The following is a 24,905-nucleotide window of genomic DNA, read 5'->3' as shown; positions in this document are numbered from 1 at the left end:
GAATGATGAACAGACATGCGGTTATTTTCTGGCTTACCCTTGCCTTGGGCGCATATGGGATTGTAGATATGGTATGGAGAGGAAGCTGGGGCTTTCTTATGAATTTATTGATTCCTGTCCTTATTTTTGCAGTTATATTTCTGCTGTATAAATACTTGCCAGGACGACGCCCCCGTACTCCCAAGATTAAACCCTCTGCACGCACTATGGCCAAAACAGCCAACACACGCAAGCAGCAGACTACAGGCAAGCGTAAAGCGTATCCTTTTCATGTTATTGAAGGTTCTAAGGGCAAAAACGAAGAAGAACAACCTAAATATCATTAGTCGATCACACTCTAACATGATACACAAAGGAGCCATCACCCGCGTAATGAAAAATGACCGGGAAATGGCTCCTTTTTTAACCTCTTGATTCCAGCTCCAACTAGCAAGTAATTATTTCATGGCATACATCGTATCCTTCATTAATTGATACTTGTTATACTGCTGTTGGTAAGAAGCGATGCTCCATTTGTGGAAAAAAGCGTCTCCTGCCTGCACACCAGAATCATACAGCAAATTGCTCTGCTCAAGAGAAATATTGAACTGTGCTGTGCGAATACCTAGCGTCGGGATTTTAATCGTCCGATATCGGTTCTCCTGCTCAATATAACGCTCATCATGCGCTGATAGCATCGTATCAAAAATAGCTTGCAGCATCGTCAACGGTCCCCGTATATAAGAAACCTTCGTTTCGGCTCCCGTTTTGCCCACCATCTGAAAACCTACTGTTGGAATAGTTTTAGCCTTTTGCTCGTTTACAGGCTCATCAAAAAGCCATAAAGGCAGATTACTTAACAATGCCCCATCGACTACAAACACAAATTGCTGTGAGAATTTTTTCCCTCTCGTGTGCAAAGGATCAAGTCTTAGCATAACGGGGTCGAAAAAATATGGGATGCTTGTGCTCATCCGAATGGCTTTGGCCACCTCCAGTGAAGAGGTATTCATACCGAAACGTTTGATATCCTCAGGAAGCACCAGTATGCGTCCGTTCGTTATGTCTGAAGCAATAATGCGTAGCTTGCCTGGAGGCAGATCCGCGAACGTACGCACTCCCTTGGCAAGCAACAACTCCCGCACCCAATGCTCCAGTGCTTCTCCGGAGTACAGCCCTTTTTTAAGAAAAATACGAGCTGCCGGCCCAACCCATTTGATGTTAAACACCGGAGAACGCCGTAACAAGCTGACCAAGGGGGTTTTCTCGATCACGGCTTTCATTTCATCTGCCGAATATCCTGCCGCCAACAAAGCAGCTACAATAGCACCTGATGATGTACCCGCTACGCGGTTGAATACAATTCCATGCTCCTCCGCAGCCTTGACTGCACCCGCCAGCGATATACCCTTAACCCCTCCACCCTGGAACACAGCATTGATCAGCATAGATCAAAAAACCTCCGTTCTCTTGGGAGTAAGCAGTTCTACTGCTTATGTATGAGAACGAAGGTTTATTTAGAACCTATATGATCCAGTTTACATAATTATTGATAATAATTTTGAAGAAGCTGAATGAGTCCGTACGGATTTTTCCGTAAATGCTGTGCGCTAAAATAAATATCCCCTTTAATCTGATTATAATTCTCGTTCAGCTTGAGTTGCTTAATCAACTCTTCGGCGGATTGCCAACCCTTTTCAGGAGTGCCGATTTTATAGGGGGAATGTCCGATGTACAGCTTAACATCTGAATTTTTGACCTCATTGGACCACCATGCCACAAGCTTGTCATAGCTAGCAGCCGGGAAACCGATACTCCAATAAATCTGTGGAGCTACATAATCAATCCAGCCTTTGTTAATCCAGGTACGTACATCCGCAAACGTCGTATCATACGCTGTAACTCCAGCCTTGGTATCTGATCCGGTCAAGTCTTGAGACTTGTTGCGCCACACACCAAAAGGACTAATCCCGAACTGCACTTTGGACTTGCTTGCATGAATGCTTTTACCCAGATCACGGACAAAGCTGTTCACATTATCTCGCCGCCAGTCGCCTTTGTCAGAGATTTTGTTAGCGTTATACGCTTTAAAGGTCGCATCATCATCAAAAGTGCCGCTGTATGGATAAAAATAGTCGTCTAAATGAACACCGTCAATATCATATTCATCCACAACTTCCATAATCGCATCAATGACATGCTGGCGAGCAGCAGGAATTCCCGGATTGATGTAGAGTTGACTGCCATTCTTAACGATCCAATCCGGATGCTGGTTAGCCACATGGTTTGCAGCTAAACCACTGGTCGTTCCTGTAGAATTGGCGCGGAAAGGGTTAAACCAGGCATGAAACTCCATCCCCCGCTTGTGAGATTCGCTAATCATAAATTTCAAAGGATCATAGCCCGGATTTTCCCCCTGGGTGTTCGTCAGGTACTTGCTCCATGGCACAAGATTGGACGGATACAGCGCATCACCGCTGGCCCGGACCTGAACAAAAACCGCATTAATACCCATACCCTGCAAATCATCAAGCATTTTGGTAAATTCCTGTTTTTGCTTCTCGGTGCTGCTTCGGGCGGCGGAAGAAGGCCAATCCCCGTTAATCGTAGAAATCCAAGCCCCGCGCATGGAAGTCGAAGCTTTCACTTGCACGACATTTCCCTGCGAAGAATTGGAGCTGCCCTCATTGGTTGACGTAGACGGAGAGGTGACACTCGCCTGCTCATCATCATCGATTCCCTGATTCGTACCTACACTTCCCTGATTATCAGGTGTGGACGTATTGGGGCTGGAGCCTCCACCTGAAGATGTTGTTCCGCCTGTGGAGGCACCTTCTTTACCGCTACTTAACGTAATGACTCGCTCTGTAGCCTGCCAGTCCACTTTTAATCCCAACTCTTCTCCGACAAAACGCAGCGGCACCATGACTCTTCCGCTCGTCATACGCGCAGATGCGTCCAATCGAACTGACTTGCCATTCACCGTAGCACTCTGTCCACCGTTCTCCATAGAAATGTTCTTGTTCTGTGCTGTAATGGTTACTGTACTGGACGAAGCTGACCAGTTGACCTGAGCGCCTAGTCCCTCACTTATCACCCGCAAAGGTACCATAGTTACGTTGGCCCCTTGTACAATATACGGTGACGCATCACTTTGCAGCGTTTGCCCGTCCAATATAATTTCAATTTCTCCGTTTGGAGCTGCTTGCGCTCCAGGCACGACTGCCGTCTGCACCGCTAACAGTAAACCCGCAGCCAGTGCCCATGTTTTCTTCCAATTCATATGATACTATCCTCCGCTAACCCCGTTAATTTTTAACCCCTGTCTTGTCCTGCTATATAATGGATAGACGCTAATAACCGGGTATTTGTTGCGGTAGAGACAAATAAAAAAGCATCTGTCCTTACGGACGATGCCTGTCAGGAATCACCACTCAATTCCTTGTGTATATCGTGAAGCTGGCGCAAACGATCTTCATCCCGGCGGAAATATTCGACCAATGTCTCAATGCGGGTGATGGAATCCCAGCTTAAATGGTGCTCAATACCTTCCACATCTTTATAGATCAGGTCCTTATCGACCCCAATCATATCCAGAAATTGCTCTAGTAACTGGTGGCGGTCAACCAGCCGTTTGCCGACCTTTTTCCCTTTGGGTGTCAAAATTAATCCCCGATATTTTTCATATACGAGATAATCGTCCTTATCCAGCTTCTGGATCATCTTGGTAACGGACGAAGGATGGACCTCCAGACCTTCTGCGATATCCGAGACACGGGCGTATCCCTTCTCATCAATCAGTTGGTAAATGCGCTCCAAATAATCTTCCATGCTTGGCGTTGGCACTTGTTTCCCTCTTTTCTGTTATTGAACGGGCGCTACCGCCTTCATTTCCTGCGTTGAACCTACATATGTAATGATACATGTTATCATTGCCTATTGGCAAGTCTCATCCCCCCGCTCACAGCTATTGCCACGATTTGTTCAATTTAAGCAGGGCACACTAATAGCGTCCCTGTATCGTTTACCCTACGGCATGAGTAAAGTTGGACAACTGAGCTACTACTGGAGATTTTATTCCTGAAAGGAGCGTTACCTATGTCCACGCTTGAGCGTACTCCTGTCAAAATCAAAGGAACCAAACCGTTCGTGCCTGATCTGGTATTCTTTGAACCGGACGCACTGAATTATCCCAAGGGTCAGCGTATTATGGATTGGGTAAAAGTCAAAGACATTCCGTATCGTATGACCACATCCCATAACCGGATTACCAATTTACCGGGCGAAACCGAAGTTGAAAAGTATCGAATGGCGAAAAAGACGTTGGTCGTCGGTATTCGCAAAACGCTAACTTTCGACCAGTCGAAGCCCTCTGCTGAATACGCCATTCCCATTTCGACCGGATGTATGGGACACTGCCACTATTGTTATTTGCAAACGACATTAGGGGCAAAGCCGTATATACGCGTCTATGTCAATACCGATGATATCTTATCGGCAGCTAAAGGCTATATCGAGGAACGTGCGCCTGAAATTACTCGTTTTGAAGCAGCCTGTACCTCCGACCCGGTCGGTTTGGAGCATATCACCGGATCGCTCGGAGAATTGATTCGTTTTATGGCAGATGAAGAATTTGGTCGCCTGCGTTTTGTTACCAAATATCATCATGTCGATCCGCTACTGGATATTAAGCATAATGGTCATACCCGCATCCGGTTTAGCATTAATTCCGATTATGTTATTAAACAGTTTGAGCCTGCGACTTCGCGCTTCGAGGAACGCATTGAAGCGGCAGGTAAAATCGCCCGAGCCGGTTATCCGCTAGGTTTTATTATTGCGCCAATCATCTGGTATGACGGCTGGGAAGAAGGATATGGCGAACTGCTGCGCAAATTGAGTGAAACCTTGCCTCAGGATGCCACAAATGATCTGACGTTCGAATTGATCCAGCACCGTTTTACCAAAACGTCCAAGGCTGTGATCGAGAAGCGTTATCCAAAAACCAAGCTGGAAATGGACATGGAGAAACGTAAGAAAAAATGGGGACGTTGGGGACAGAACAAATACGTTTATCCCGATGAACAGCAAAACGCACTGCGAGAATTTATCACAGAGCGCATTTTTGAACATTTTCCATTAAGTCGTATTGAATATTTCACATAACCAGCATCCAATCCGGCGCTATCCGCTGTAAATACAGCGTTACATCCGTCATATGATCTGTTACTAGTAAAACCCCGGTAATGATCAGCAGTATACCTCCTGTTTTGACGATAATTGACGTGTAACGTGAGGATAGACGAACAGAGCCAGCCAGTAAAGCCAATGCAAAAAATGGAATCGCAAAACCAAGCGCGTAGCCTGTGACCAGCTTGAACCAGGTATGATGCTCTACTGCCGCCAAGGCAATAATAGCTGTCAGCATGGGACCGATACAGGGAGACCAGCCTGCCGCAAACCCGATTCCGATCACAAAGGAACCGGCGTAACCGGCAGGCTTCCATGTCCAGCGAAACTTATGCTCCCTCATCAAAATCAAAGGCTGCACTACGCCAAGTGATACCAGCCCCATCACCAAGATCAATAGCCCCGCAACTACCCTTAGCGTATCCTTATAATTGCCAAACCATTCTCCAAGCCACCCTACACTTGCACCCAAGGAATAGAACACTACGGAAAAGCCCAGCACAAAAGCTAGGGTATGTCCCATCGTACGATAACGTACCTCAGCCTTATGCCGCCCTTCGGCCAGTTCACGTGCCGACATACCCGTCATATAAGATAAATAAGAGGGGTACAGTGGCAAACAGCAAGGTGAGAAAAAAGAAACCAGTCCCGCTATGATCGCCAGCCCGGCGTTAACATCCGTCATCATGACGTCCTCCCGTCTGTCTTAAGTAAACACGAGCATACAAGCCCTATTACTAAAACATACGTGAGGAAGCAGCCAAATATGTTGCAACCCAAAAAGCGTATGCCCCGGCATACAAGCCGAAAGACATACGCTCATGACGAGCTTTATTTATTTTACAATCGCGCCGTTAGGCATACTTTCCGGTACTGTAGCTAGCGTAAGCTGATCTCCGTGCGATGCTGCCAAAATCATTCCTTGAGAAAGTTCCCCGCGCAGCTTCACAGGCTTAAGATTGGTCACACAAATCACCTTGCGTCCAACCATGTCCTCCGGCGTATAGAACTTGGCAATGCCCGATACCACCTGACGTTGCTCATAACCAAGATCAAGCTGAATCTTCAACAGCTTATCGGCCTTCTTCACAGGCTCACAGGCGATAACCTGAGCGACGCGCAGTTCTACCTTGGCAAAGTCCTCAATACCAATCTCTTCCTTCGCCTCTGGCGCTTCTTGGCCCGCCTCCGCCGCATTCTGCGGTTGAACCTGCGCAGTAGCTTCCTCCGCCTTCTTGCCGCCCGTCATCGCTTCCACGATGAAAGCAACCTCCTGCTCTGAATCCAGACGCGGGAAGATGGGATTGCCTTTGACCAGTTGCGTTCCTTCCGGCATGCGACCAAACTGCTTGCCGCTGTCCCATGCAGTCAGTTCGCCTTCCTTGATGCCCAGTTGTTCCCAAATTTTATGCGGGGCACGGGTCAAGAACGGTTGGAGCAAAATAGACGCAATACGCAGGCTTTCTACCAGATGCACCATAACGGATGCCAGATCACGGCGCTTGTTCTCATCCTTGGCCAGGTTCCATGGTTGTGTTTCGTCAATATACTTGTTGCTGCGGCTAATAAATTGACTAATCCCCGTCAACGCCACGGAAAACTCCATGTTTTCCATCGCTTCTTCCACTTTACTGTAAGTCGCTGTTGCCATTTCTTCCAAAGCCCCGTCGAATGCTGTTACATTCGCTTCATAAGCCGGAACCTTGCCTTCAAAATATTTGTCTACCATCGCTACGGTACGATTCAACAAATTACCCAGATCATTCGCCAAATCAGAATTGACCCGATCCACAAAACTTTCCGGTGTAAAAGTTCCATCCGCACCAAAAGGCACCTCACGCAGCAAGTAGTAACGAAGTTGATCCAGACCATAGCGGTCAATCAGCGTTACAGGGTCTACGACGTTACCTTTGGACTTGGACATTTTACCGTCCTTCATAAGTAACCAGCCGTGTGCAAATACTTTTTTAGGCAACGGGAGGTCTAGCGCCATCAGCATGATTGGCCAGTAAATCGTATGGAACCGTACAATTTCCTTCCCTACGATATGCACATTGGCAGGCCAAAATTTATCGTACAGCTCGGTATTGGAGGAACCATAGCCCAGGGCTGTAATGTAGTTGGAGAGCGCATCAATCCACACGTATACGACATGCTTCGGATCACCCTTCACCTTAACGCCCCAGTCAAAGGTTGTACGAGATACAGCCAAATCCTCCAGCCCCGGCTTGATGAAGTTGTTAATCATCTCTTTTTTACGGGATTCCGGCTGGATAAATTGCGGGTTCTCCTCATAAAATTGCAGCAAACGATCAGCATACTTGCTCATACGGAAAAAGTAACACTCTTCCTTGACCAGTTCTACAGGGTGTCCGCTGTCCGGGCTTTTACCTCCAGCTACATTGCCTTCCGCATCCTTCACCACGTCAACCAGTTGAGTTTCTGTGTAGTAAGTCTCGTCAGGAATGCTGTACCAGCCTTCATATTCCCCTTTGTAAATGTCCCCTTGCTTGAGCAAGCGATCAAAAATTTCCTGTACTACGTTCTTGTGACGCTCTTCCGTTGTGCGGATAAAATCGTCATTGGAAATGTCGAGCTTCCGCCATAAATCCTGAATCCCTGCCACAATATCGTCAACAAAATGTTGCGGTGTTTTGCCAGCCGCACTCGCCTTTTGCTCAATCTTCTGACCATGCTCATCCGTTCCCGTCAAATAGCGCACCTCGTAGCCGCGCAGCCGTTTGTAGCGGGCCATTGCATCTCCGGCTACCGTAGTGTACGCATGACCGATATGTAGCTTGTCGCTTGGATAATAAATCGGTGTCGTAATGTAAAATGTTTTCTCATTGGACATGTGTATTGCCTCCTGTTTTGTTCACGGCAGCGAAATAAGACATGCTCCCTTGAATTTGGTACTCCAATTCATGCTTTTCACACTAATTGGGCACAAAAAAGACCCCCGCCCCTATGGGACGAGAGTCACCTCACGCGTTACCACCCAAATTTCCCGTATCCTCGCAGACTACAGGCTTCACCGGTCACTCTGACCGCCCATTAACGCTGGATCACGCCTTTCCCTTACGGTCGTTCGCCCTATAACCATTGAACTGGTGGCAAACACGCTCGAAAAAGGTTCCTCCAGGACCATATTCAGGCTTCGTTCCAGACCGGTTTGCAGCTAACCCCGGCTCTCTGTACTGGACGGTTGACCCTACTCATCCCTTCGCAGGAAAACATTATTATCCAAAATATAACCAAACGCGCATAGCTATGTCAAGTCAAGCCCTTCCCGGCACGATCAGCAAAACGATCTTCGTCAGATCTATTTGCCCTCTTTTTAGCAGGAGGCACCAGATCTACACCACCTGGATGAAAGGGATGACACTTCGCTATACGTTTGGCGGCCAGCCAGGAGCCCTTGAGCGCTCCATGCACCTCCACCGCCTCCAGCGCGTACTGTGAGCACGTCGGATAGAAGCGGCAGGTCGGTGGCTTTAATGGTGAAATATAGGATCGGTATAACTTAATCGGAGCTTGAACCACTCTTCGTGTGGTAATCTTCATTTCAGTAGCCTCCGTGGATGTGAGTGTGACCGCTCGCCTGTTTGTATCCCCCTTTAGAATTGGCTTCTGTGTGCCCGTTCTTTTCCTGACATTCCTTGCAATAGCCGAAAATTTCAAACTTGTGCTCGACGATTTGGAACTGATCTGTCGTATCTGTCATCTGCATCGGGCAGAAAGAGATCGGTAATGTTTTCTGACAGCTCAAGCAAATCATATGGTGGTGGTGATGATGCTCATTGCAGCTCACCTTGAACTTCATTCCATCCTCAAAAGATACCTGCTCCAGCACACCCAATTCCTGCATTACACGCAAATTACGATAAACGGTGTCGAAGCTGAGTCCGCTGTATTTTTTACCCATATATTCATAAACGTCTTTGGGGGACAGATACCCTTCATTCTCGGAAAATAACGTGGCCAGCGTCTTGCGCTGATCCGTAATACGCAGCCCCTGAGCGGACATTGTTGCGATAATCTCATCCTTTGTCAGCATGCGTTTCACCCTCCCCTGTCTGTAGTTTCAGGTTTTCTGATGCAGGCTTAGGCTTGCATCTACTTATTATACCACGATTAAAGTCAAAGTTATAAGAGATATTCGCGCTCTTGATAAAGAAAAAACGTTCTCCTGTACTGGAACTGAATCCGCAGCAGGAGAACGCCTTTATTCTGTAAGTGATCTGACTTTAAACGGTGAATGATGAGACCCTTTCGGTCTAAGCCGATAAACAAAACCGGATATTCATATTAATTTTTAATAGCTGGTAATGGCATAACTACCACGGAAACTGGCAAGTTACTACCCGCCGCCGCAGTGAAATACATCTCTACACTTTCCTCGATATGACCTGTACGATACAGCACACTCATCTCATTCGGAGCCCATACAGCGCCGTTTGTCGGGATACCCACAACCTGATTGTTCACCATAGCATAGCCGGAGTATTCACCACCACGCGGGTTAAATGTAATCAGGGAATACGGCGCTACATGGTCCAGCTTGATTTTGTATACAACACCAAAGTTACCCGCATTGGAGGCAGAAGAACCGTCCAGACCATCCGTACCAATCAGGTTCGGGTCAGTCTTATTATCTCCAAGAACGATACGCTGAGCTGTTTTACCAACCTCTTCTGTATATTCAAGCGAGATATCGGAATTAGCGTATGTTCCGCGGTTATGAATTCCATCCTTAGGCAGTTTTGCCAAGGTAGGCATTACGGTCAGTGGATCTACATTTGCATCTAGCACAATAACTGTGTATTGGATCGGTTGATCTGTATACAGGTCAGACAAGAGAGAAATAACCTGTTTTTGCTTAATTTTTTGCGCGCTCAAATCCTGTAAAATAACGCGGCTTTCGCCCGGATTCAAGACTGTGCTGGAGCGTTTGCTTCCATCCTGCATAGATTGAAAATACCGTTGGATCGAAACTTTACCCGCAGCGGTTGCAAACTCAGATGGTCCGGCAAAACCGGAATTTTCGACGTTCATATTAGCAGCAGTAATATTATTGTTTGTCGCGATTACGTACATTTTCACATCTCGGCCCGTTTCATTCACATGATGGACGAGTACACGTGTGCTGCCCGATCCCATTTCCTGATACACAATACCATCCTGGAATACACGTTCCGGGCTGTTAGCACGGATCAGAAGACGTGGTGAAGATGTACTGGTTAAAGGTATAGTAGCCATGGTAGGCACCTGACTGCCGTCCACACTGTATTTATCACCATAAGGCGTGAAGATTTTGTTAAAATCATCTTCGTTGTACAGCAATTCATTCGTAATTTTAATCGTTTCGCTTACAGTACCTGTTGCACCATGCTTATCAGTCACGGTCAGCGTAATGGTCACATCACCCGGTTCGAAAAATGCCAGTTTCTTATTCACCCAATCACGTTTGGTGATCGCATTTTCATCATCCGTACTCAGATCCGTGATCGTGATTTTTTCACCCATTTTGTATTCTTTTTTATCTGTTGTAAACAGAGCCACTGGCGGCTGATTCGGCGGTCTTACCGTAATCGTAACTGAGTATGGATCACTCCAGTTCCCTGCGGAGTCAAGAACGGAATAGGTAACTACATATGTACCTGGCTCCTGAAATACGTCCTGCTTGCCTTCCCAACGTTGATTCACAATCGGAAGACCTGTAGGAGAAGATTCCTTCGTCAAATACGTAACTTGGGTTTCGCCCGCATAGATATCTTTTTGCTGAACTGTGAAGGAAGCTTTAGGCTTTTGATTCAAATCCATAATAACCTGTTTTGTTGTATTATTTACAGTATAAGGAATATTTAAGGCCTGTGTAATAGACGTCAATGGCACCATAAATACGTTCTTTTGCTGGAATGCCGGCCCCTTCATTTGTCTAGCTTCGCCATTAACGGTGTAAACCTTGCTGTCAGTCTTGAAGCGCAGCACGTTTGTACCTTGGGTGATAACGGTTTCCTTGGTAGCAGTGTCATAACTAAACTGTAATCCGACGCGGCTGACAAGCGAACGGATAGCTACATAAGAAACGCCGTCCTTGACTGTCATCGGCTGAGTCGCCGTGTACACCTGTCCGTTTTGTTCCATTTTTGCGCTGTTCAAATACAAAATCAGTTGATTTGCACTCATGGATGTTGGAGAACCGCCAGGGTTGGTGATCGTTCCGTCTCCACCGTATACATCATTGGATACGTTCGATCCGTTGGTTGTATCCGTCGGCAAGCCAGACAAAGGATCATTGGATACGCCTGTGTTATCAGGTGTCACCGTGTCATTTTGTGTTCCAGTGCTATCTTGTCCCCCGATGCTATTCTGAACGCCGGAATCTGTGACATTGGCCTGAGCCTGCTGTCCGCTAACCGAATCGGTGGATTGAACAGTGGATACTGCTTCTGCTCCTACAGGGGCTACTGCGGCCACCTGAGCTACCGCAAGCGCGGTGAGCATGGTCCATTTCTTGAAATTCATTCTCTGTCTCCTTCTATTACCAAATTATTATCATTCCCGTAAAAAGTCATACTATTAGACGCAGCTGTTGTCCAAAAGTTGCTGGGAATTTTGCTGAACATGAAAAAAAGGGAACTTCCTCCTGTCGCTGCAAGAAATTTTATAACAAAAAACCGCCGCCCCATCTGACCTGATGGGCGGCGGTTCATAACCAGAAAGTAATTTAAAGGCCATTCAACATTATGACGAACGACCGACGACATTTGTCCCTGCGGTCTCCATGCGGCCCTCTTCAATGAGACGGTAGGCCCGTTGAACCTCTTCTTCTGTGGGGGACGGAACCCCTTCCAGCGGATACGCCTTGCCGAGCATTTCCCACTTGTATACACCCATTTGGTGGTAGGGTAAAATTTCGAACTTTTCGACTCCGTTCAACGTTCCTATAAACCGACCCAAATTCAGCAGATCCTGCTCGTCATCATGAATACCCGGTACAAAGACATGTCTAATCCACATCTTGCGCCCTTGTTCAGACAACCAGCGTGCCGTACTTAGCATACGATCGTTGGACTTGCCTGTAAGCTTAATATGCTTGTCGTTGTCAATATGCTTAATATCCAGCAACACCAAGTCCGTTACGTCCAGCAGTTCTTGGATACGGCCTGCGTCATTAAAACCGTTACTGTCCAGCGTCGTGTGCAAATTCCAGCGTTGCTTCACTTCTTTGAACAGCTCTGCTACAAAATGAGCTTGCAGTGTCGGTTCTCCACCGGATACGGTCAAACCGCCTCCCGAAGAACGGTAGTAGGCTAAATATGGCTCAATTTCAGCCAATACCTCCTTCAGTGTCATTGGATTGCCTTCATTTAAAGCCCAGGTGTCCGGGTTGTGGCAATATTGACATTTTAACAAGCATCCTTGCATAAAAAGCACGAAGCGGATGCCGGGACCATCTACGGTCCCGAAGGTTTCCAATGAGTGTATGTGACCTTTCAGCATGTTGCATCTTCCTTCCCGCATCCGCTATGCGTGCGTCGTTGTAATATATGATACGTAAAGCTTTGTTACATTGTACCGTGGAAAGTACGGTTAATAACATCCAACTGTTGTTCACGAGTCAGCTTGATAAAGTTAACGGCATAACCCGATACACGAATTGTAAGCTGTGGATAGTTTTCTGGGTGATCCATCGCATCCAGCAATTGTTCACGAGCAAACACGTTGACGTTCAGATGATGCGCATGGCTTCCAAAGTAGCCATCCATCATGGAAACGAGATTCGTTTTGCGTGTTTCTTCTTCTTTACCCAGGGCTTTAGGCACGATGGAGAAGGTATTCGAGATACCATCCAGACTGTGCTCGTAAGGCAACTTAGCTACGGAGCTAAGGGAAGCCAAAGCACCTTTTTTGTCGCGTCCGTGCATTGGGTTCGCACCTGGTGCAAACGGTTCGCCAGCTTTACGTCCATCCGGTGTTGTACCTGTTTTCTTACCGTACACCACGTTGGAAGTAATGGTCAGTACAGATTGAGTAGGAACCGCATTCCGGTAAGCTTTGTGCTTGCGGATCATGCCCATGAAGGACTCTACCAGTTCTACTGCGATGTTATCTACACGATCATCGTTATTACCGTAGCAAGGGTATTCCCCTTCGATTTCAAAGTCAATGGCGATGCCTTTTTCGTTACGGATCGGTTTAACCTTCGCATGTTTAATGGCGCTCAGGGAATCGGCAGCAACGGACAGACCAGCAATACCACAAGCCATCGTACGGACAATATCACGGTCATGCAGTGCCATTTCAATCCGTTCGTAGCTGTACTTGTCATGCATGTAGTGAATAACGTTCAAAGTGTTCATGTACAATTTTGCCAACCATTCCATCATTGGCTTGAAGCGGCTCAGCACTTCCTCGTAATCCAACACTTCACCTGTAATTGCAGGATATTCAGGACCCACTTGAGCACCTGATTTTTCATCCACACCACCGTTGATGGCATACAACAAAGCTTTAGCCAAGTTGGCACGGGCACCAAAGAATTGCATTTGTTTACCGATTTTCATTGCCGATACACAACAAGCGATACCATAGTCATCGCCATAAATCGGACGCATCAGATCATCATTTTCATACTGAATGGAGCTAGTTTCAATAGAAACTTTGGCACAATATTTTTTGAAGCCCTCAGGCAATTTTTCTGACCACAGTACAGTCAGGTTTGGCTCCGGTGCAGGTCCCAAATTGTACAGGGTGTGCAAGAAACGGAAGCTGTTTTTAGTAACCCGAGTTTCTCCAGTAATGGACATACCGCCAATGGATTCAGTTACCCATGTTGGATCTCCGCTGAACAGTTCATTATAGTCAGGTGTGCGCAGGAATTTAACAATACGCAGTTTCATAACAAAATGATCGACTAATTCTTGTGCTTGCTCTTCTGTCATTGCGCCTTCTTCCATATCCCGTTGAGTATAAATATCAAGGAAGGAAGATACACGTCCTAAGGACATTGCTGCACCATTTTGTTCTTTGATTGCTGCAAGATAGCCAAAATACACCCATTGGAAAGCTTCTTTCGCGTTGTTAGCAGGCTTTGAGATGTCGAAACCATGCTCAGCAGCCATTTGTTTCAGCTCGTTCAAAGCGCGAATTTGCTCGGAAATTTCTTCACGCAGACGAATTACGTCTTCTTCCATTGAATCCACTTCAAGGCTTTTCAGTTGAGTCTTTTTGTCTTTTATCAGGAAGTCTGCACCGTACAGTGCTACACGACGGTAGTCACCGATAATGCGTCCACGACCATATGCATCCGGCAAACCAGTGATAATACCCGCTTTACGAGCTGCTCTCATATCATCGGTATAAGCGTCGAATACACCCTGATTATGCGTTTTACGAATATGAGTGAAGATATCAACAATGCTTTGCGGTACTTCAAAGCCATAGGCTTTGCAAGCGTCGATCATCATCCGGATTCCACCAAACGGCTGCAAGGAGCGTTTGAATGGAGCGTCTGTTTGTACACCAACGACTTGTTCTTTATCCCGGTCTAGATAACCCGGCTTATGTGAAATAATAGTAGATGGCGTATTTACGTCTACATCAAGCACGCCGCCGTTTGCCAACTCTTTTTTGGTAAGATCAGATACAATATCCCACAGAGCAGTTGTGTTGGCGGTAGGGCCAACCAGAAATTCTTCGTTGCCGACATAAGGTAAGATATTGGTTTCAATAAAATCGTTGACGTTGACTTCTTTAGTCCATTTGCCTTTTTTAAAACCTCTCCAGCCAGATTGTTGCTCTTGTAATTCTCTCTCAATCACCGACATGTAAATCCCTCCAAATTGTTTGGTCTTCCGGACTTGTGATTTTTTTCACATTAAATAGTGTCTCGAGCCCGGCCTTTTCACCGATGCCTTACGCTCAGTGTCGGGACCTTTCTTACACCCTTATTGTAGAATAATGATAGAGTGTAGTATGTGACAAAAATCACAATATAGGTGACATTTATCACTTTATTTTCCCTGGCGATTACGCCCGTACCTTTATCCTTGCCGTTCACCTCCCTTCCCAAACCAACAGGCCCTCTATATAGAGAGCCTGCATTGGTATTGAACGGGAAAATGCTTAGTTACAAGCCTCTTCGTACCTATATATTATTGGTCAAAACGTCCGTAGAAGGCATTGCGGTATACATCAGCCAATTCGGTAACCAGCGGCAGCTTCGGATTCGCAGTTGTACATTGATCCTCAAAAGCGCGGTCAGCCAGATAATCTACACGCGATTCAAAATCCTTCGCATCGAAGCCGATTTGCTGGAACGATTCCTCGATACCGAGTGTTTTGTTCAGCTTGCGGATCGCTTCAATCAGGCTATTAACCCCTTCTTCAGTCGTACGTGCAGGCAGTCCCAGTATGCGTGCAATTTCTGCATAACGCTCATCCGCAACAAAGTGCGAATATTTAGGGAACGAAGCGAATTTTGTCGGTTTTTTCGCATTATAGCGAATGACGTGTGGTAACAAAATGGCATTCGTACGGCCGTGGGCTGTGTGATATTGTCCGCCCCATTTGTGCGCAAGGCTATGGTTAATGCCCAGGAACGCATTGGCAAACGCCATCCCTGCCAGTGTGGAAGCATTATGCATTTTTTCACGAGCCAGCTTGTCGCCAGTCAGAGCCGATTGCTCCAGGTATTGGAATACCAGTTGAATAGCTTTAATCGCCAGACCATCTGTGTAGTCACTAGCCATTACAGACACGTAAGCCTCAATGGCATGTGTCAGAACGTCCATACCTGTATCCGCTACAGCCGTTTTAGGCAGCGAATATACAAACTCAGGGTCAATAATTGCCACATCAGGAGTCAGCTCATAGTCAGCCAGCGGATACTTCGTGTTGCCCTGATTTTTGTCTGTAATAACTGCGAACGATGTAACTTCCGAACCTGTACCCGAGGTTGTAGGAATGGCTACAAATTGCGCTTTTTGACCCAGACGTGGGTACTTGTAAATCCGTTTGCGGATATCCATAAATTTTTGTTTCAGATTGTTGAAATCAGTATCTGGGTATTCATAGAACATCCACATGCCTTTGGCAGCATCCATTGGCGAACCGCCGCCCAGTGCGATGATGCAATCCGGTTGGAAACGTCTCATCATTTCAGTACCACGTTCTACTGTAACTGTCGATGGATCTGGCTCTACTTCCGAGAACACTTCGATAGCTACCGGTGTTTGGCGTTGGTGTAAATAATGAATGACACGATCCACATATCCGAGTTTCACCATCATAGGGTCTGTGATAATGGCTACACGTGTGATATCAGGCATTTTAGCAAGATACTGAGTCGAATTTTTTTCAAAATAAATTTTGGAAGGTACTTTGAACCATTGCATATTCACCGTACGTTTCGCCACCCTTTTCACATTAATCAAGTTGACTGCCGATACGTTCGACGAAGTCGAGTTACGTCCGTACGAACCACAACCAAGTGTCAGTGATGGAAGGTTGGTGTTGTAGAGGTCACCGATCGCACCATGTGTGGAAGGCGAATTTACAATGATACGGCCTGTTTGCAAACGGTTTGCGAACCGAGCGATAACGTCCTCATCGTTCGAATGAATAGCGGACGAGTGGCCCATGCCCCCGAATTCCACGACTTCAGCAGCGCGTTGAATACCTTGTTCCGCATTTTTCACTTTATAGCAAGCCAATACAGGACTCAATTTTTCCGCAGACAATGGGAATTTTGTTCCTACCCCTTCAATCTCAGCGACCAAAATTTTAGTTCCTGCTGGTACTGTGATACCACTCATTTCAGCAATTTTTACAGCAGACTGTCCGACGATGGCCGGGTTCACTGCACATTTCTCTACATTCATAGCTCCTTGAGTGAGCTTTGCTGCTTCTTCTTTATTTACAAAATAGCAGCCGTTAGCGATCATCAATTTTTTCACTTGTTCGAAGATTGGCTCTTCGATAATAACCGCTTGCTCGGAAGCACAGATCATACCGTTGTCAAAAGATTTGGAGAGGATGAGATCGTTCACGGCCTGCTTGATGTCTGCTGTTTTTTCAATAAAGCAAGGCACGTTACCTGGGCCTACACCCAGAGCCGGTTTACCGCAGCTATACGCCGCCTTAACCATGCCTGATCCACCAGTTGCCAGAATCAGCGCCACATCCTGATGATTCATGAGTGAATTTGTCTTATCCATTGATGGAGCTTCAATCCATTGAATACAATCGGCCGGAGCACCATGTTTGACGGCTGCTTCAAGCAAAACGCGAGCTGCTTCCGCACTACACGATTGAGCGGATGGATGGAAACCGAAGATGATCGGATTACGTGTTTTTATAGCAATCAACGCTTTGAACATTGTAGTTGAAGTCGGATTAGTCACTGGAGTAATCCCCATAATGATGCCGACGGGCTCTGCTATTTTTTGAAAACTGTCAAAGTCATTATCTTCAATGACACCAACGGTTTTTTCATTTTTGATACTATGATAGACATATTCTGTTGCAAACATGTTTTTAATGATTTTGTCCTCATACACACCGCGTCCTGTTTCTTCAACAGCCAGCTTCGCCAGATGCATGTGCTTATCCATCCCTGCGATTGCCATAGCTTGTACGATTTCGTCAATCTGCTCCTGATTCATACTCATGAAAGCCTTCTGTGCCCGGTTCGCCCGGTCAATCAGCGTTTGAATATACTGCTCAGCGCTTTGCTCTTTTTGGATAACCTCGTTTTTAACAGCCATTTCCCTCATCCTCCTGTTATCTCGTGTACTATCTCTTGTTCACGCACTGATCGTAACACAGCTTTTCAAGATATATTGTGATTTTTTTCACAATATATTTAAAATTTTATTTTATGAAGTGAATTAAATCACAAAGTTTGGAATTCTGCCACTTTTACCCCCTCTTCTTGCCCCAAAAACGCATAGCACAGGTATATAATGAATTTGAATTGATCAAGTTGCAGATAAAAAAACAAAGGAAACAAAGGGGAAATGGACGATGAGAAACCCTGCAAACGTAATGGAAGCCCGCGGCAACACCTGTTGCTTCTCGGAGGCCAGCTTCAACCGGCTGCAAGTGATGATGAAAGATCGGGTCATGCCAGAAAGCTCGCATCTATTCTGGGAAGGAGATACAGCGGATAAGCTGTTTTATATCAGGCGCGGACGCGTTAAAGTAACAAAAACAACGGATGAGGGTAAGGAACTTATACTATATATGTACCAAAGCGGCGATCTGATTGGTCAAGCTGATCCATTTTTTGGTACCAAGCACTCCTTTTCTGCCGAAGTTCTGGAGGACAGTGATATCGGTGTTGTCGATCATACGGATTTGGAGCTACTCATTTGCCAGCACTGTGATTTTGCCATTGACTTTATGAAATGGATGGGGTCCCACCACCGTATTACCCAGACCAAGTTTCGGGATTTGATGATGTACGGCAAGCCCGGTGCTCTGTGCTCCACACTGATCCGTCTGTGCAACACCTACGGAGAGCCTCACGGAGAGCATATTCTTATTCATAAAAAAATTACTCATACCGACCTGTCCAATATGATCGGTGCCACCCGTGAAAGTGTAAACCGGATGCTGAGTGATTTGCGCAAAAAAAATGCAGTCGAATATGATAATGGCATGATCGTTGTCAAGGATTTGGAAATGCTGCAAGGCGTATGTCATTGTGAACTGTGCCCGCGTGAGATTTGCCGAATTTAAATTATTTGTTTTATTTTATGTAAAAGAGAGTGTTCTGTAAACTGTATGGCTTACAGAACACTCTCTTAATTTTACACTCCCACTCCAACTAAATGGCGGGCAGCAGCGGAGCAATCCATTTGAAACTGAAGAAGCGAAGCATTCGCCTTTGCAGCGGGATTCTCACCTCTAAATGTCTTATACAACCCAAAAGAATCCCGCTGCAACAGCGATCATAAGATCAAATGGATCGCGAAGCGCCTAACATCCCGCCAACATTCTTCTCCACACTTTTAGAACTGGAAGCACAGATAACTTAAATTCCCCATCTCATAGCTTCTGTGGACAACCTTGGCTCTATTCGCCGGATCTCCACTCCCCATGGCAATAAACAACGGTACAAAATGTTCAGCCCTCGGTACCGCCTGACGAGCATACGGGGCTTCACTTTCATAGCGGTCCAAGGCCACCACATCTCCATTCTGTACCTTTTCAATAATCCAGTCATCAAAATCAAGAGCCCAGGGCTCTGTTTTCGTTTGTCCCCATTTGACGATGCGCAGATTATGGACAGTTACACCACTCCCAATGACCAAAATATCCTGTTCACCTAGCCCGCGCAACACTTCTCCAATAGCATATTGTGCTTTCGGCGATAGAAACGGATTCACGGAAATTTGAACTACCGGGATATCCGCCTCAGGATACATACGATGCAGAAGTGTCCAGGACCCATGATCCAGCCCTCGCGCCCGATCTGTTTGTACATCAATGCTCTTTTGCTCATATAATTCTTTCAACTTGGCCGCCAGCTCCACCGAACCATGAGCCGGATATTTCACTGCATACAGCTCCGGTGGGAAACCGCCAAAATCATAAATCGTATCGTAAGTGCCGTCTATCGAACTAATTGTCAATGTTTGCGTCTCCCAATGGGCGGTGAAGATAACAATGGCCTTTGGGCGAATGCTCTTTCCGAACTGCTCCAGAAAAGCAGTATATTCTGTCTGTTCAATAGCAAGCATAGGCGATCCGTGGGCTAAAAACAAAGATGGCATCATGTTAAAAATCCCCTTATCATTCATCGATTTATTTTTCCCATTTAGTAACTTTATGTAAGTGATTATACATAAGTAACAAGGTTATGTCAATACAGATTTTAACATACACTTAAAAAACGTCGCTCCTTTAAATAAAGATTGATATAGGTATAAAGTCATAGTAATATGTAACTAATAAATTTTAAATATTCACTATAAATCGATATAAAGGACTGGTTTCTATGGAGATACATACTGCTAATTGCCCAAAGTGTGGTTCCGTTTTCCGGAAAAATCTTAGAAACCTGTGCAATACCTGTATCCAAGAAGAAAATTTATTTTATGATCGCTGTTCCAACTATTTGTGGAAACATCCCGCTACTCATACTCGCCAGCTTAGTGAAGCAACCGGCACACCTATGGATTTGCTCATAGACTGGGTAAGAGCAGGCAAGTTTCCCACCACCTATAGTCAGCTTGATTATCCTTGCGAGTCCTGCCATTCCCCGATTTATGCAGGAAGACTTTGCCATTCCTGCCTCGGTACGTTCCGTACGGCAGCGCTTGATATTCAAACCCGTGTCCCCCGTCGTACTGCAACCGGATTATTTTCAATCGCAGGCCGCGCCAAAGGCTATTAAGAATTACAAAATAAAAAACAGCCTTTTTCCTAGGAAAAGGCTGTTTTACTATGAAAAACGTTTATTCGGCTTGATACTCATCTAATCCATTCCTCGGCCCAATATTGAATCTGTTCCATGACCGGCTGAAGTGCACGGCCTTTGGTTGTCAGCTCATATTCAATGCGGACAGGAGTTTCCGGGTATACATGGCGTGTAAGAATCCCTTCATTCTCCAGATCCTTCATCCGCTCAGACAGCATTTTATCGCTCATTGTGGGAATCAGATTGGAAATATCCTTAAAACGCTTGGGACCGCTCATCATAGATTGAATAATCAGTCCGTTCCAGCGCTTACCCAGACATGAAAAGGCACTTTCAAAACGCGGACACATTTTCGCAAGTTGCGGTTGACCCTCCATATTTTTCACCTTCTTTAGCATTTCGGTTTGATAAAGCTTTCCTTTTGTTAGTATATATCATTTTAGCATACTTTATCCCGAAAGAAAACACTTTCTTCTTAATTTAATACCCAATCCGATAAAGTTGCCATGACCAAAGCTGATTATACAACAAACCAGCATAAGAGGTATATGGCAAATACGTTAAATCAAAAACAGGCGGAATCTCAAGAGATTTCCGCCTGTCAGTCTGTTCAATATCAAGCTTATCGGAATCAATAAATGGCAATTATACCAATACACCACCGAGAGGTCTGACAGGTTGGCTTTTACCATAAACTGGTTGAACAATGCTTGTCGGATAAGCCCAACGAATACTGTTAGCAATAACCTTCAGAATATCGGGCTGGTAATAGGTTGGATACGTTTCATGACCCGGGCGGAAATAAAATATTTTACCACTGCCACGACGGAAGGTACAACCGGTTCTGAACACCTCTCCACCTTCAAAATTGCTGACAAAGACCAATTCATCCGGCGCCGGGATATCAAAAAACTCACCGTACATCTCTTCGTGCTCCAACAGAATTTTAGCGTCAATGCCCTCCGCAATAGGGTGGGACGGATTGACAGACCAAATAATTTCCTGTTCGCCTGCCACTCTCCATTTCAGATCACAGCTTGTGCCCATCAGGGCTTTGAACGGCTTGGAAAAATGTCCCGAATGCAGCACGATCAAGCCCATGCCTTCCTGTACCCGCTTTACAACACAGGCTGTAATTTCATCACTCACCTGATCATGTGCTTTATGCCCCCACCACAGCAGCACATCTGTGGAATTCAGGATTTCTTCTCCCAAACCATGCTGGGCATCATCACGCAACGTAGCCGTTCGAATGGCGAACCCTTCGCCTGACAGCCCATCAGCCAATGCCTTGTGTATCCCATCAGGATATACTTGTTTGGCTTCATCATTCAGCTTCTCGTTCAAAAATTCATTCCAAATGGTGACGTTAATCATCAATACTTCCCCCTATTAGGTTAGACCCACCACATCTCGCTCAGCGGTTCTTCAATAAGGACCTGGCGAAGATTGTGAACGGCTTTAGTAAAGCCTTCCTCGACGGACATCAGACCATCCTCGTGCTCAATACTCACTACATAATCGTAACCCACCAGACGGAGAGCACTAATAATATCCGCCCAGGTTTTGATATCATGCCCATAGCCGACGGTACGGAACTGCCAAGCACGATCCAGCATATTCGTATAATCCTGCATATCGGTCAAACCGTATTTATTCACATTAATCGGGTCAATCGACGTATCCTTCGCATGGAAATGATGAATGGCTCTCTCCCGGCCCAAAATTTGAACCGCCTGTACCGGATCAATACCCTGCCACCACATGTGGCTTGGATCAAGATTGGCACCAATGACTTCCCCCACAGCTTCACGCAGACGAAGCAAGGTCGCTGGCGTATGAACAGAGAAGCCACCGTGTAACTCCAGCCCGATTTTGACATGATGATCCGCTGCAAATTTTCCAGCTTCGGTCCAGTAAGGGATAATTTTATTTTCCCATTGCCATTTCAGCACTTCCTGAAAATCATTCGGCCATGGCGCAACAGGCCAGTTCGGGTACTTCGCATCCTCATGATCACCCGGACAGCCGGAAAAGGTGTTTACAACAGGAACTTCCAGCTTTTCCGCCAAACGAACCGTTTTAAGAAACGCCTCATGATCGGCCTGTGCCAAATGCTTTTGCGGATGAAGCGGATTGCCGTGACAACTGAGTGCACTAATAGTCAGTCCACGGGACTCTACTGCTTTTTTGAAGTTTTTGAGCGCTGTTTCGTTGTCCAACAGTTCATCCGGTTTGCAATGCTTATCGCCCGGATTACCACCTGTACCGATTTCTACTGCATCCAGTCCTTGGGATGCTACATAGTCCAGAGCCTCTTCCAATGAACGTCCGCCGAACAATACCATAAATACTCCAAGTTTCAAACGTAATCCCTCCCTGTATCATATGTGAAAGAAGCTGCTTATCTTATAATGATGGCCTATTCGGATGCTTACGGGCTTAATCTTAATCGAAATAGACAGCTTTTCCTGTACGAGCCGATTCATAGATAGCTTCCAAAATTTCAGTAACCACCAACGCCTGTTCGGGCTTCACAAGCGGCTCTTTATCGTCCAGAATGGCTTCGATCCACAGACGGGCTTCGCGATCCGCTTCGTTTTCCGTTTCTCCAGAGTAAAAGGCTACACCGCCTGCGTCCAGATCAATTTTCGTATCAAACAAGCGACTATTCTTCTCCCCGTTAATACGCAGACCATCCTGCATATCGGCTCCGCCCTCAGTTCCGCATAACAGCGTCTTCGCTTCGCCAAATTCTACAACGTTCAGTGCCCAACTGGATTCCAGCACAATAGTGGCTCCATTTTGCATGGTAATAAATCCGAAAGCAGAATCCTCCACCTTAAATTCCTCAGGGTTCCACGGACCAAAGGCATTTGCCGCGTTTTTACGATCTCCAAGTTTATGGAAGGTAGAGCCCAGCACGCTTTTAGGCTTGTAATTATCCATCAGCCAGAGGGTCAGGTCGAGCGCATGTGTCCCGATATCAATCAGCGGACCGCCGCCCTGCTTCTCCTCATCCAAAAACACTCCCCACGTCGGAACCGCGCGGCGACGCAGAGCAATGGCTTTGCCCAGGTAAATCTCGCCAAGCTCTCCCTGTTCGACCAATTGCTTCAGATACAGGCTGTCGTTACGATAACGGTTTTGATACGCAATGGACAGCTTTTTACCTGTACGTTTTGCGGCATCCAGCATTTCCCTAGCCTGCTCGGCGGTTTTGGCCATCGGCTTTTCGCACAGCACATGCTTACCTGCCTCGAGCGCAGCTACCGTAATCTCCGAGTGCGAGTCGTTGGGTGTACATACATGTACGACTTCAATATCTTTATTTTCAAGCAGCTTCCGATAATCGCTATAAACTTGTGAACCTTCAACACCAAATTTTTCTGCCGCTTCCTCAGCCCGTTCTTGAATAATGTCACAGAAAGCGACGATCTCTGCACGTTTTTGCTTGGCAAGACTAGGCAAATGCTTGCCGTTGGCAATCCCCCCACAACCAATAATTCCGATTTTGAGTGTTTTAGACATGAATATTTCCTCCCTGAGCTGCGTATTGTTGGAGCCACTTAAAGCTGGTTTCAATGCTTTCGATTGGAGGATTTGAGCTGAAATCCTGTTCCACAACAACCCAATCCACGCCTGCCTCAATAGCGGCGTCTGTAATGGCCTGAAGCTGCACTTCTCCTTTGCCAAGCTCTACGGTAACTGCTTTTTGCTGCTCGTCACGTGCCATATCCTTTAAGTGAATGATAGGCAGGCGTCCACGATAACGTCCGATGTATTCCACAGGATCATAGCCTCCGTAGTATACCCAACAAGTATCCATTTCGACCTGCAACAAATCAGCCGAAACCGCATCATATAACGCATCAAAAACCGGACGATCACCGACTTTTTCCGTCAGTTCAAAATCATGATTATGGTAAGCCAATACCAAGCCCTGTTCCTTCACTTTTTCACCAATTCGGTTCAGGTTTGCAAAAAGCTCATCCCACTGACGCTGCTCCTCGGTTAAATAAGGAACGATCAGGTACTTATTCCCTAATTCTTTGTGATAAGCGATCTCCTCATCCAAATGGTCCAACAGACGGGTATATTGAACATGGGTTCCGACAACTTCCAAACCTAGCTCATCCAAAAGTGCTTTTACATCCTTGGCACTGCGTCCGAAAAAGGCATGAAATTCAACTCCTTTATAGCCCAGCTCAGCTACCTTGCGCAACGTACCTTCAAAATCCTGTTCAAGGTCTTCCCTTACTGTGTACAATTGCAATCCTACTTTAGCCATTACCCTTCACCTCTT

At 46.1% G+C, this 24,905-nt stretch carries 21 protein-coding genes; 4 read left to right on the top strand and 17 right to left on the bottom strand.

The annotated features are described in order from the left end of the window. Positions 1 to 5: 5 nt before the first annotated feature. Complete coding sequence (locus ACWXW9_RS09165) at positions 6 to 326, top strand: YihY/virulence factor BrkB family protein (protein WP_025683343.1); 321 nt, start codon at positions 6 to 8, stop codon at positions 324 to 326. 111 nt (positions 327 to 437) lie between these two features. Here the strand turns inward: ACWXW9_RS09165 and ACWXW9_RS09160 are convergent, their stop codons facing one another. The 3 genes from ACWXW9_RS09160 to mntR all read right to left on the bottom strand — a co-directional run bounded on the left by ACWXW9_RS09160 (position 438) and on the right by mntR (position 3,825). Continuing rightward, positions 438 to 1,427, bottom strand: a complete 990-nt coding sequence (locus ACWXW9_RS09160; protein WP_134913709.1) for a patatin-like phospholipase family protein — start codon at positions 1,425 to 1,427, stop codon at positions 438 to 440. Positions 1,428 to 1,525: 98 nt separating this feature from the next. Beyond that, positions 1,526 to 3,262, bottom strand: coding sequence for a family 10 glycosylhydrolase (locus ACWXW9_RS09155; RefSeq protein WP_494929141.1), 1,737 nt, complete (start codon positions 3,260 to 3,262; stop codon positions 1,526 to 1,528). 137 nt (positions 3,263 to 3,399) lie between these two features. After that, on the bottom strand, positions 3,400 to 3,825 hold the full coding sequence (gene mntR, locus ACWXW9_RS09150; RefSeq protein WP_007430946.1) for a transcriptional regulator MntR: 426 nt from the start codon (positions 3,823 to 3,825) through the stop codon (positions 3,400 to 3,402). 252 nt (positions 3,826 to 4,077) lie between these two features. Between mntR and splB the strand changes: the two genes are divergently transcribed. Beyond that, positions 4,078 to 5,142, top strand: coding sequence for a spore photoproduct lyase (gene splB / locus ACWXW9_RS09145; RefSeq protein WP_494929140.1), 1,065 nt, complete (start codon positions 4,078 to 4,080; stop codon positions 5,140 to 5,142). Here the strand turns inward: splB and ACWXW9_RS09140 are convergent. From ACWXW9_RS09140 to adhE, 8 genes are all read right to left on the bottom strand, one after another. Then, positions 5,135 to 5,851, bottom strand: coding sequence for a cytochrome c biogenesis CcdA family protein (locus ACWXW9_RS09140; RefSeq protein WP_494929171.1), 717 nt, complete (start codon positions 5,849 to 5,851; stop codon positions 5,135 to 5,137). The genes splB and ACWXW9_RS09140 overlap by 8 nt on opposite strands. Positions 5,852 to 6,001: 150 nt before the next feature. Then, positions 6,002 to 8,020 (bottom strand): methionine--tRNA ligase, encoded by a 2,019-nt coding sequence (metG, locus tag ACWXW9_RS09135; RefSeq protein ID WP_494929139.1) that lies wholly within the window; start codon positions 8,018 to 8,020, stop codon positions 6,002 to 6,004. Between the two features lie 419 nt (positions 8,021 to 8,439). After that, positions 8,440 to 8,730: a membrane protein insertion efficiency factor YidD gene (gene yidD, locus ACWXW9_RS09130; RefSeq protein ID WP_025683349.1), complete on the bottom strand. Its 291-nt coding sequence runs from the start codon at positions 8,728 to 8,730 to the stop codon at positions 8,440 to 8,442. A 1-nt stretch (position 8,731) separates the two neighbouring features. Then, positions 8,732 to 9,223 (bottom strand): Fur family transcriptional regulator, encoded by a 492-nt coding sequence (locus tag ACWXW9_RS09125; RefSeq protein WP_494929138.1) that lies wholly within the window; start codon positions 9,221 to 9,223, stop codon positions 8,732 to 8,734. 251 nt (positions 9,224 to 9,474) lie between these two features. Continuing rightward, the gene (locus ACWXW9_RS09120; protein WP_494929137.1) at positions 9,475 to 11,694 is read right to left on the bottom strand and encodes a copper amine oxidase N-terminal domain-containing protein; all 2,220 of its coding nucleotides are present in this window, start codon (positions 11,692 to 11,694) and stop codon (positions 9,475 to 9,477) included. Between the two features lie 219 nt (positions 11,695 to 11,913). Further along, positions 11,914 to 12,672: a pyruvate formate-lyase-activating protein gene (gene pflA / locus ACWXW9_RS09115; protein ID WP_149093517.1), complete on the bottom strand. Its 759-nt coding sequence runs from the start codon at positions 12,670 to 12,672 to the stop codon at positions 11,914 to 11,916. A gap of 65 nt (positions 12,673 to 12,737) precedes the next feature. Further along, positions 12,738 to 14,999, bottom strand: coding sequence for a formate C-acetyltransferase (gene pflB / locus ACWXW9_RS09110; RefSeq protein WP_494929136.1), 2,262 nt, complete (start codon positions 14,997 to 14,999; stop codon positions 12,738 to 12,740). A 327-nt stretch (positions 15,000 to 15,326) separates the two neighbouring features. Then, a complete protein-coding gene (gene adhE / locus ACWXW9_RS09105; protein WP_494929135.1) occupies positions 15,327 to 17,939 on the bottom strand; it encodes a bifunctional acetaldehyde-CoA/alcohol dehydrogenase in 2,613 nt (870 codons plus the stop codon). 259 nt (positions 17,940 to 18,198) lie between these two features. Between adhE and ACWXW9_RS09100 the strand changes: the two genes are divergently transcribed. Then, positions 18,199 to 18,915 (top strand): Crp/Fnr family transcriptional regulator, encoded by a 717-nt coding sequence (locus ACWXW9_RS09100; protein WP_494929134.1) that lies wholly within the window; start codon positions 18,199 to 18,201, stop codon positions 18,913 to 18,915. 272 nt (positions 18,916 to 19,187) lie between these two features. Here the strand turns inward: ACWXW9_RS09100 and ACWXW9_RS09095 are convergent, their stop codons facing one another. Next, complete coding sequence (locus ACWXW9_RS09095; protein ID WP_494929133.1) at positions 19,188 to 19,955, bottom strand: DODA-type extradiol aromatic ring-opening family dioxygenase; 768 nt, start codon at positions 19,953 to 19,955, stop codon at positions 19,188 to 19,190. 341 nt (positions 19,956 to 20,296) lie between these two features. Here ACWXW9_RS09095 and ACWXW9_RS09090 point away from each other — a divergent pair, with 341 nt between their 5' ends. Beyond that, complete coding sequence (locus ACWXW9_RS09090) at positions 20,297 to 20,575, top strand: hypothetical protein (RefSeq protein ID WP_494929132.1); 279 nt, start codon at positions 20,297 to 20,299, stop codon at positions 20,573 to 20,575. A 77-nt stretch (positions 20,576 to 20,652) separates the two neighbouring features. On the opposite strand, the gene ACWXW9_RS09085 is transcribed toward ACWXW9_RS09090, so the two are convergent. The 5 genes from ACWXW9_RS09085 to ACWXW9_RS09065 all read right to left on the bottom strand — a co-directional run bounded on the left by ACWXW9_RS09085 (position 20,653) and on the right by ACWXW9_RS09065 (position 24,890). Beyond that, positions 20,653 to 20,976 (bottom strand): winged helix-turn-helix transcriptional regulator, encoded by a 324-nt coding sequence (locus ACWXW9_RS09085; RefSeq protein WP_134913689.1) that lies wholly within the window; start codon positions 20,974 to 20,976, stop codon positions 20,653 to 20,655. A 268-nt stretch (positions 20,977 to 21,244) separates the two neighbouring features. After that, entirely contained in the window at positions 21,245 to 21,976 is a 732-nt protein-coding gene (locus ACWXW9_RS09080; RefSeq protein ID WP_494929131.1) for a ThuA domain-containing protein, read from the bottom strand. 20 nt (positions 21,977 to 21,996) lie between these two features. After that, positions 21,997 to 22,965, bottom strand: a complete 969-nt coding sequence (locus tag ACWXW9_RS09075) for a sugar phosphate isomerase/epimerase family protein (RefSeq protein WP_494929130.1) — start codon at positions 22,963 to 22,965, stop codon at positions 21,997 to 21,999. Positions 22,966 to 23,047: 82 nt separating this feature from the next. After that, positions 23,048 to 24,130, bottom strand: a complete 1,083-nt coding sequence (locus tag ACWXW9_RS09070; RefSeq protein WP_494929129.1) for a Gfo/Idh/MocA family protein — start codon at positions 24,128 to 24,130, stop codon at positions 23,048 to 23,050. Next, positions 24,123 to 24,890, bottom strand: coding sequence for a sugar phosphate isomerase/epimerase family protein (locus ACWXW9_RS09065; protein WP_494929128.1), 768 nt, complete (start codon positions 24,888 to 24,890; stop codon positions 24,123 to 24,125). Before ACWXW9_RS09065 ends, ACWXW9_RS09070 begins: the two co-directional genes overlap by 8 nt. Between the last annotated feature and the right edge of the window lie 15 nt (positions 24,891 to 24,905).

The sequence above is a fragment of the Paenibacillus sp. LT-B23 genome (assembly GCF_059417685.1).
Note: the sequence above shows the minus strand (reverse complement) of the source record. Positions and strands in the feature narration are given on the sequence as shown.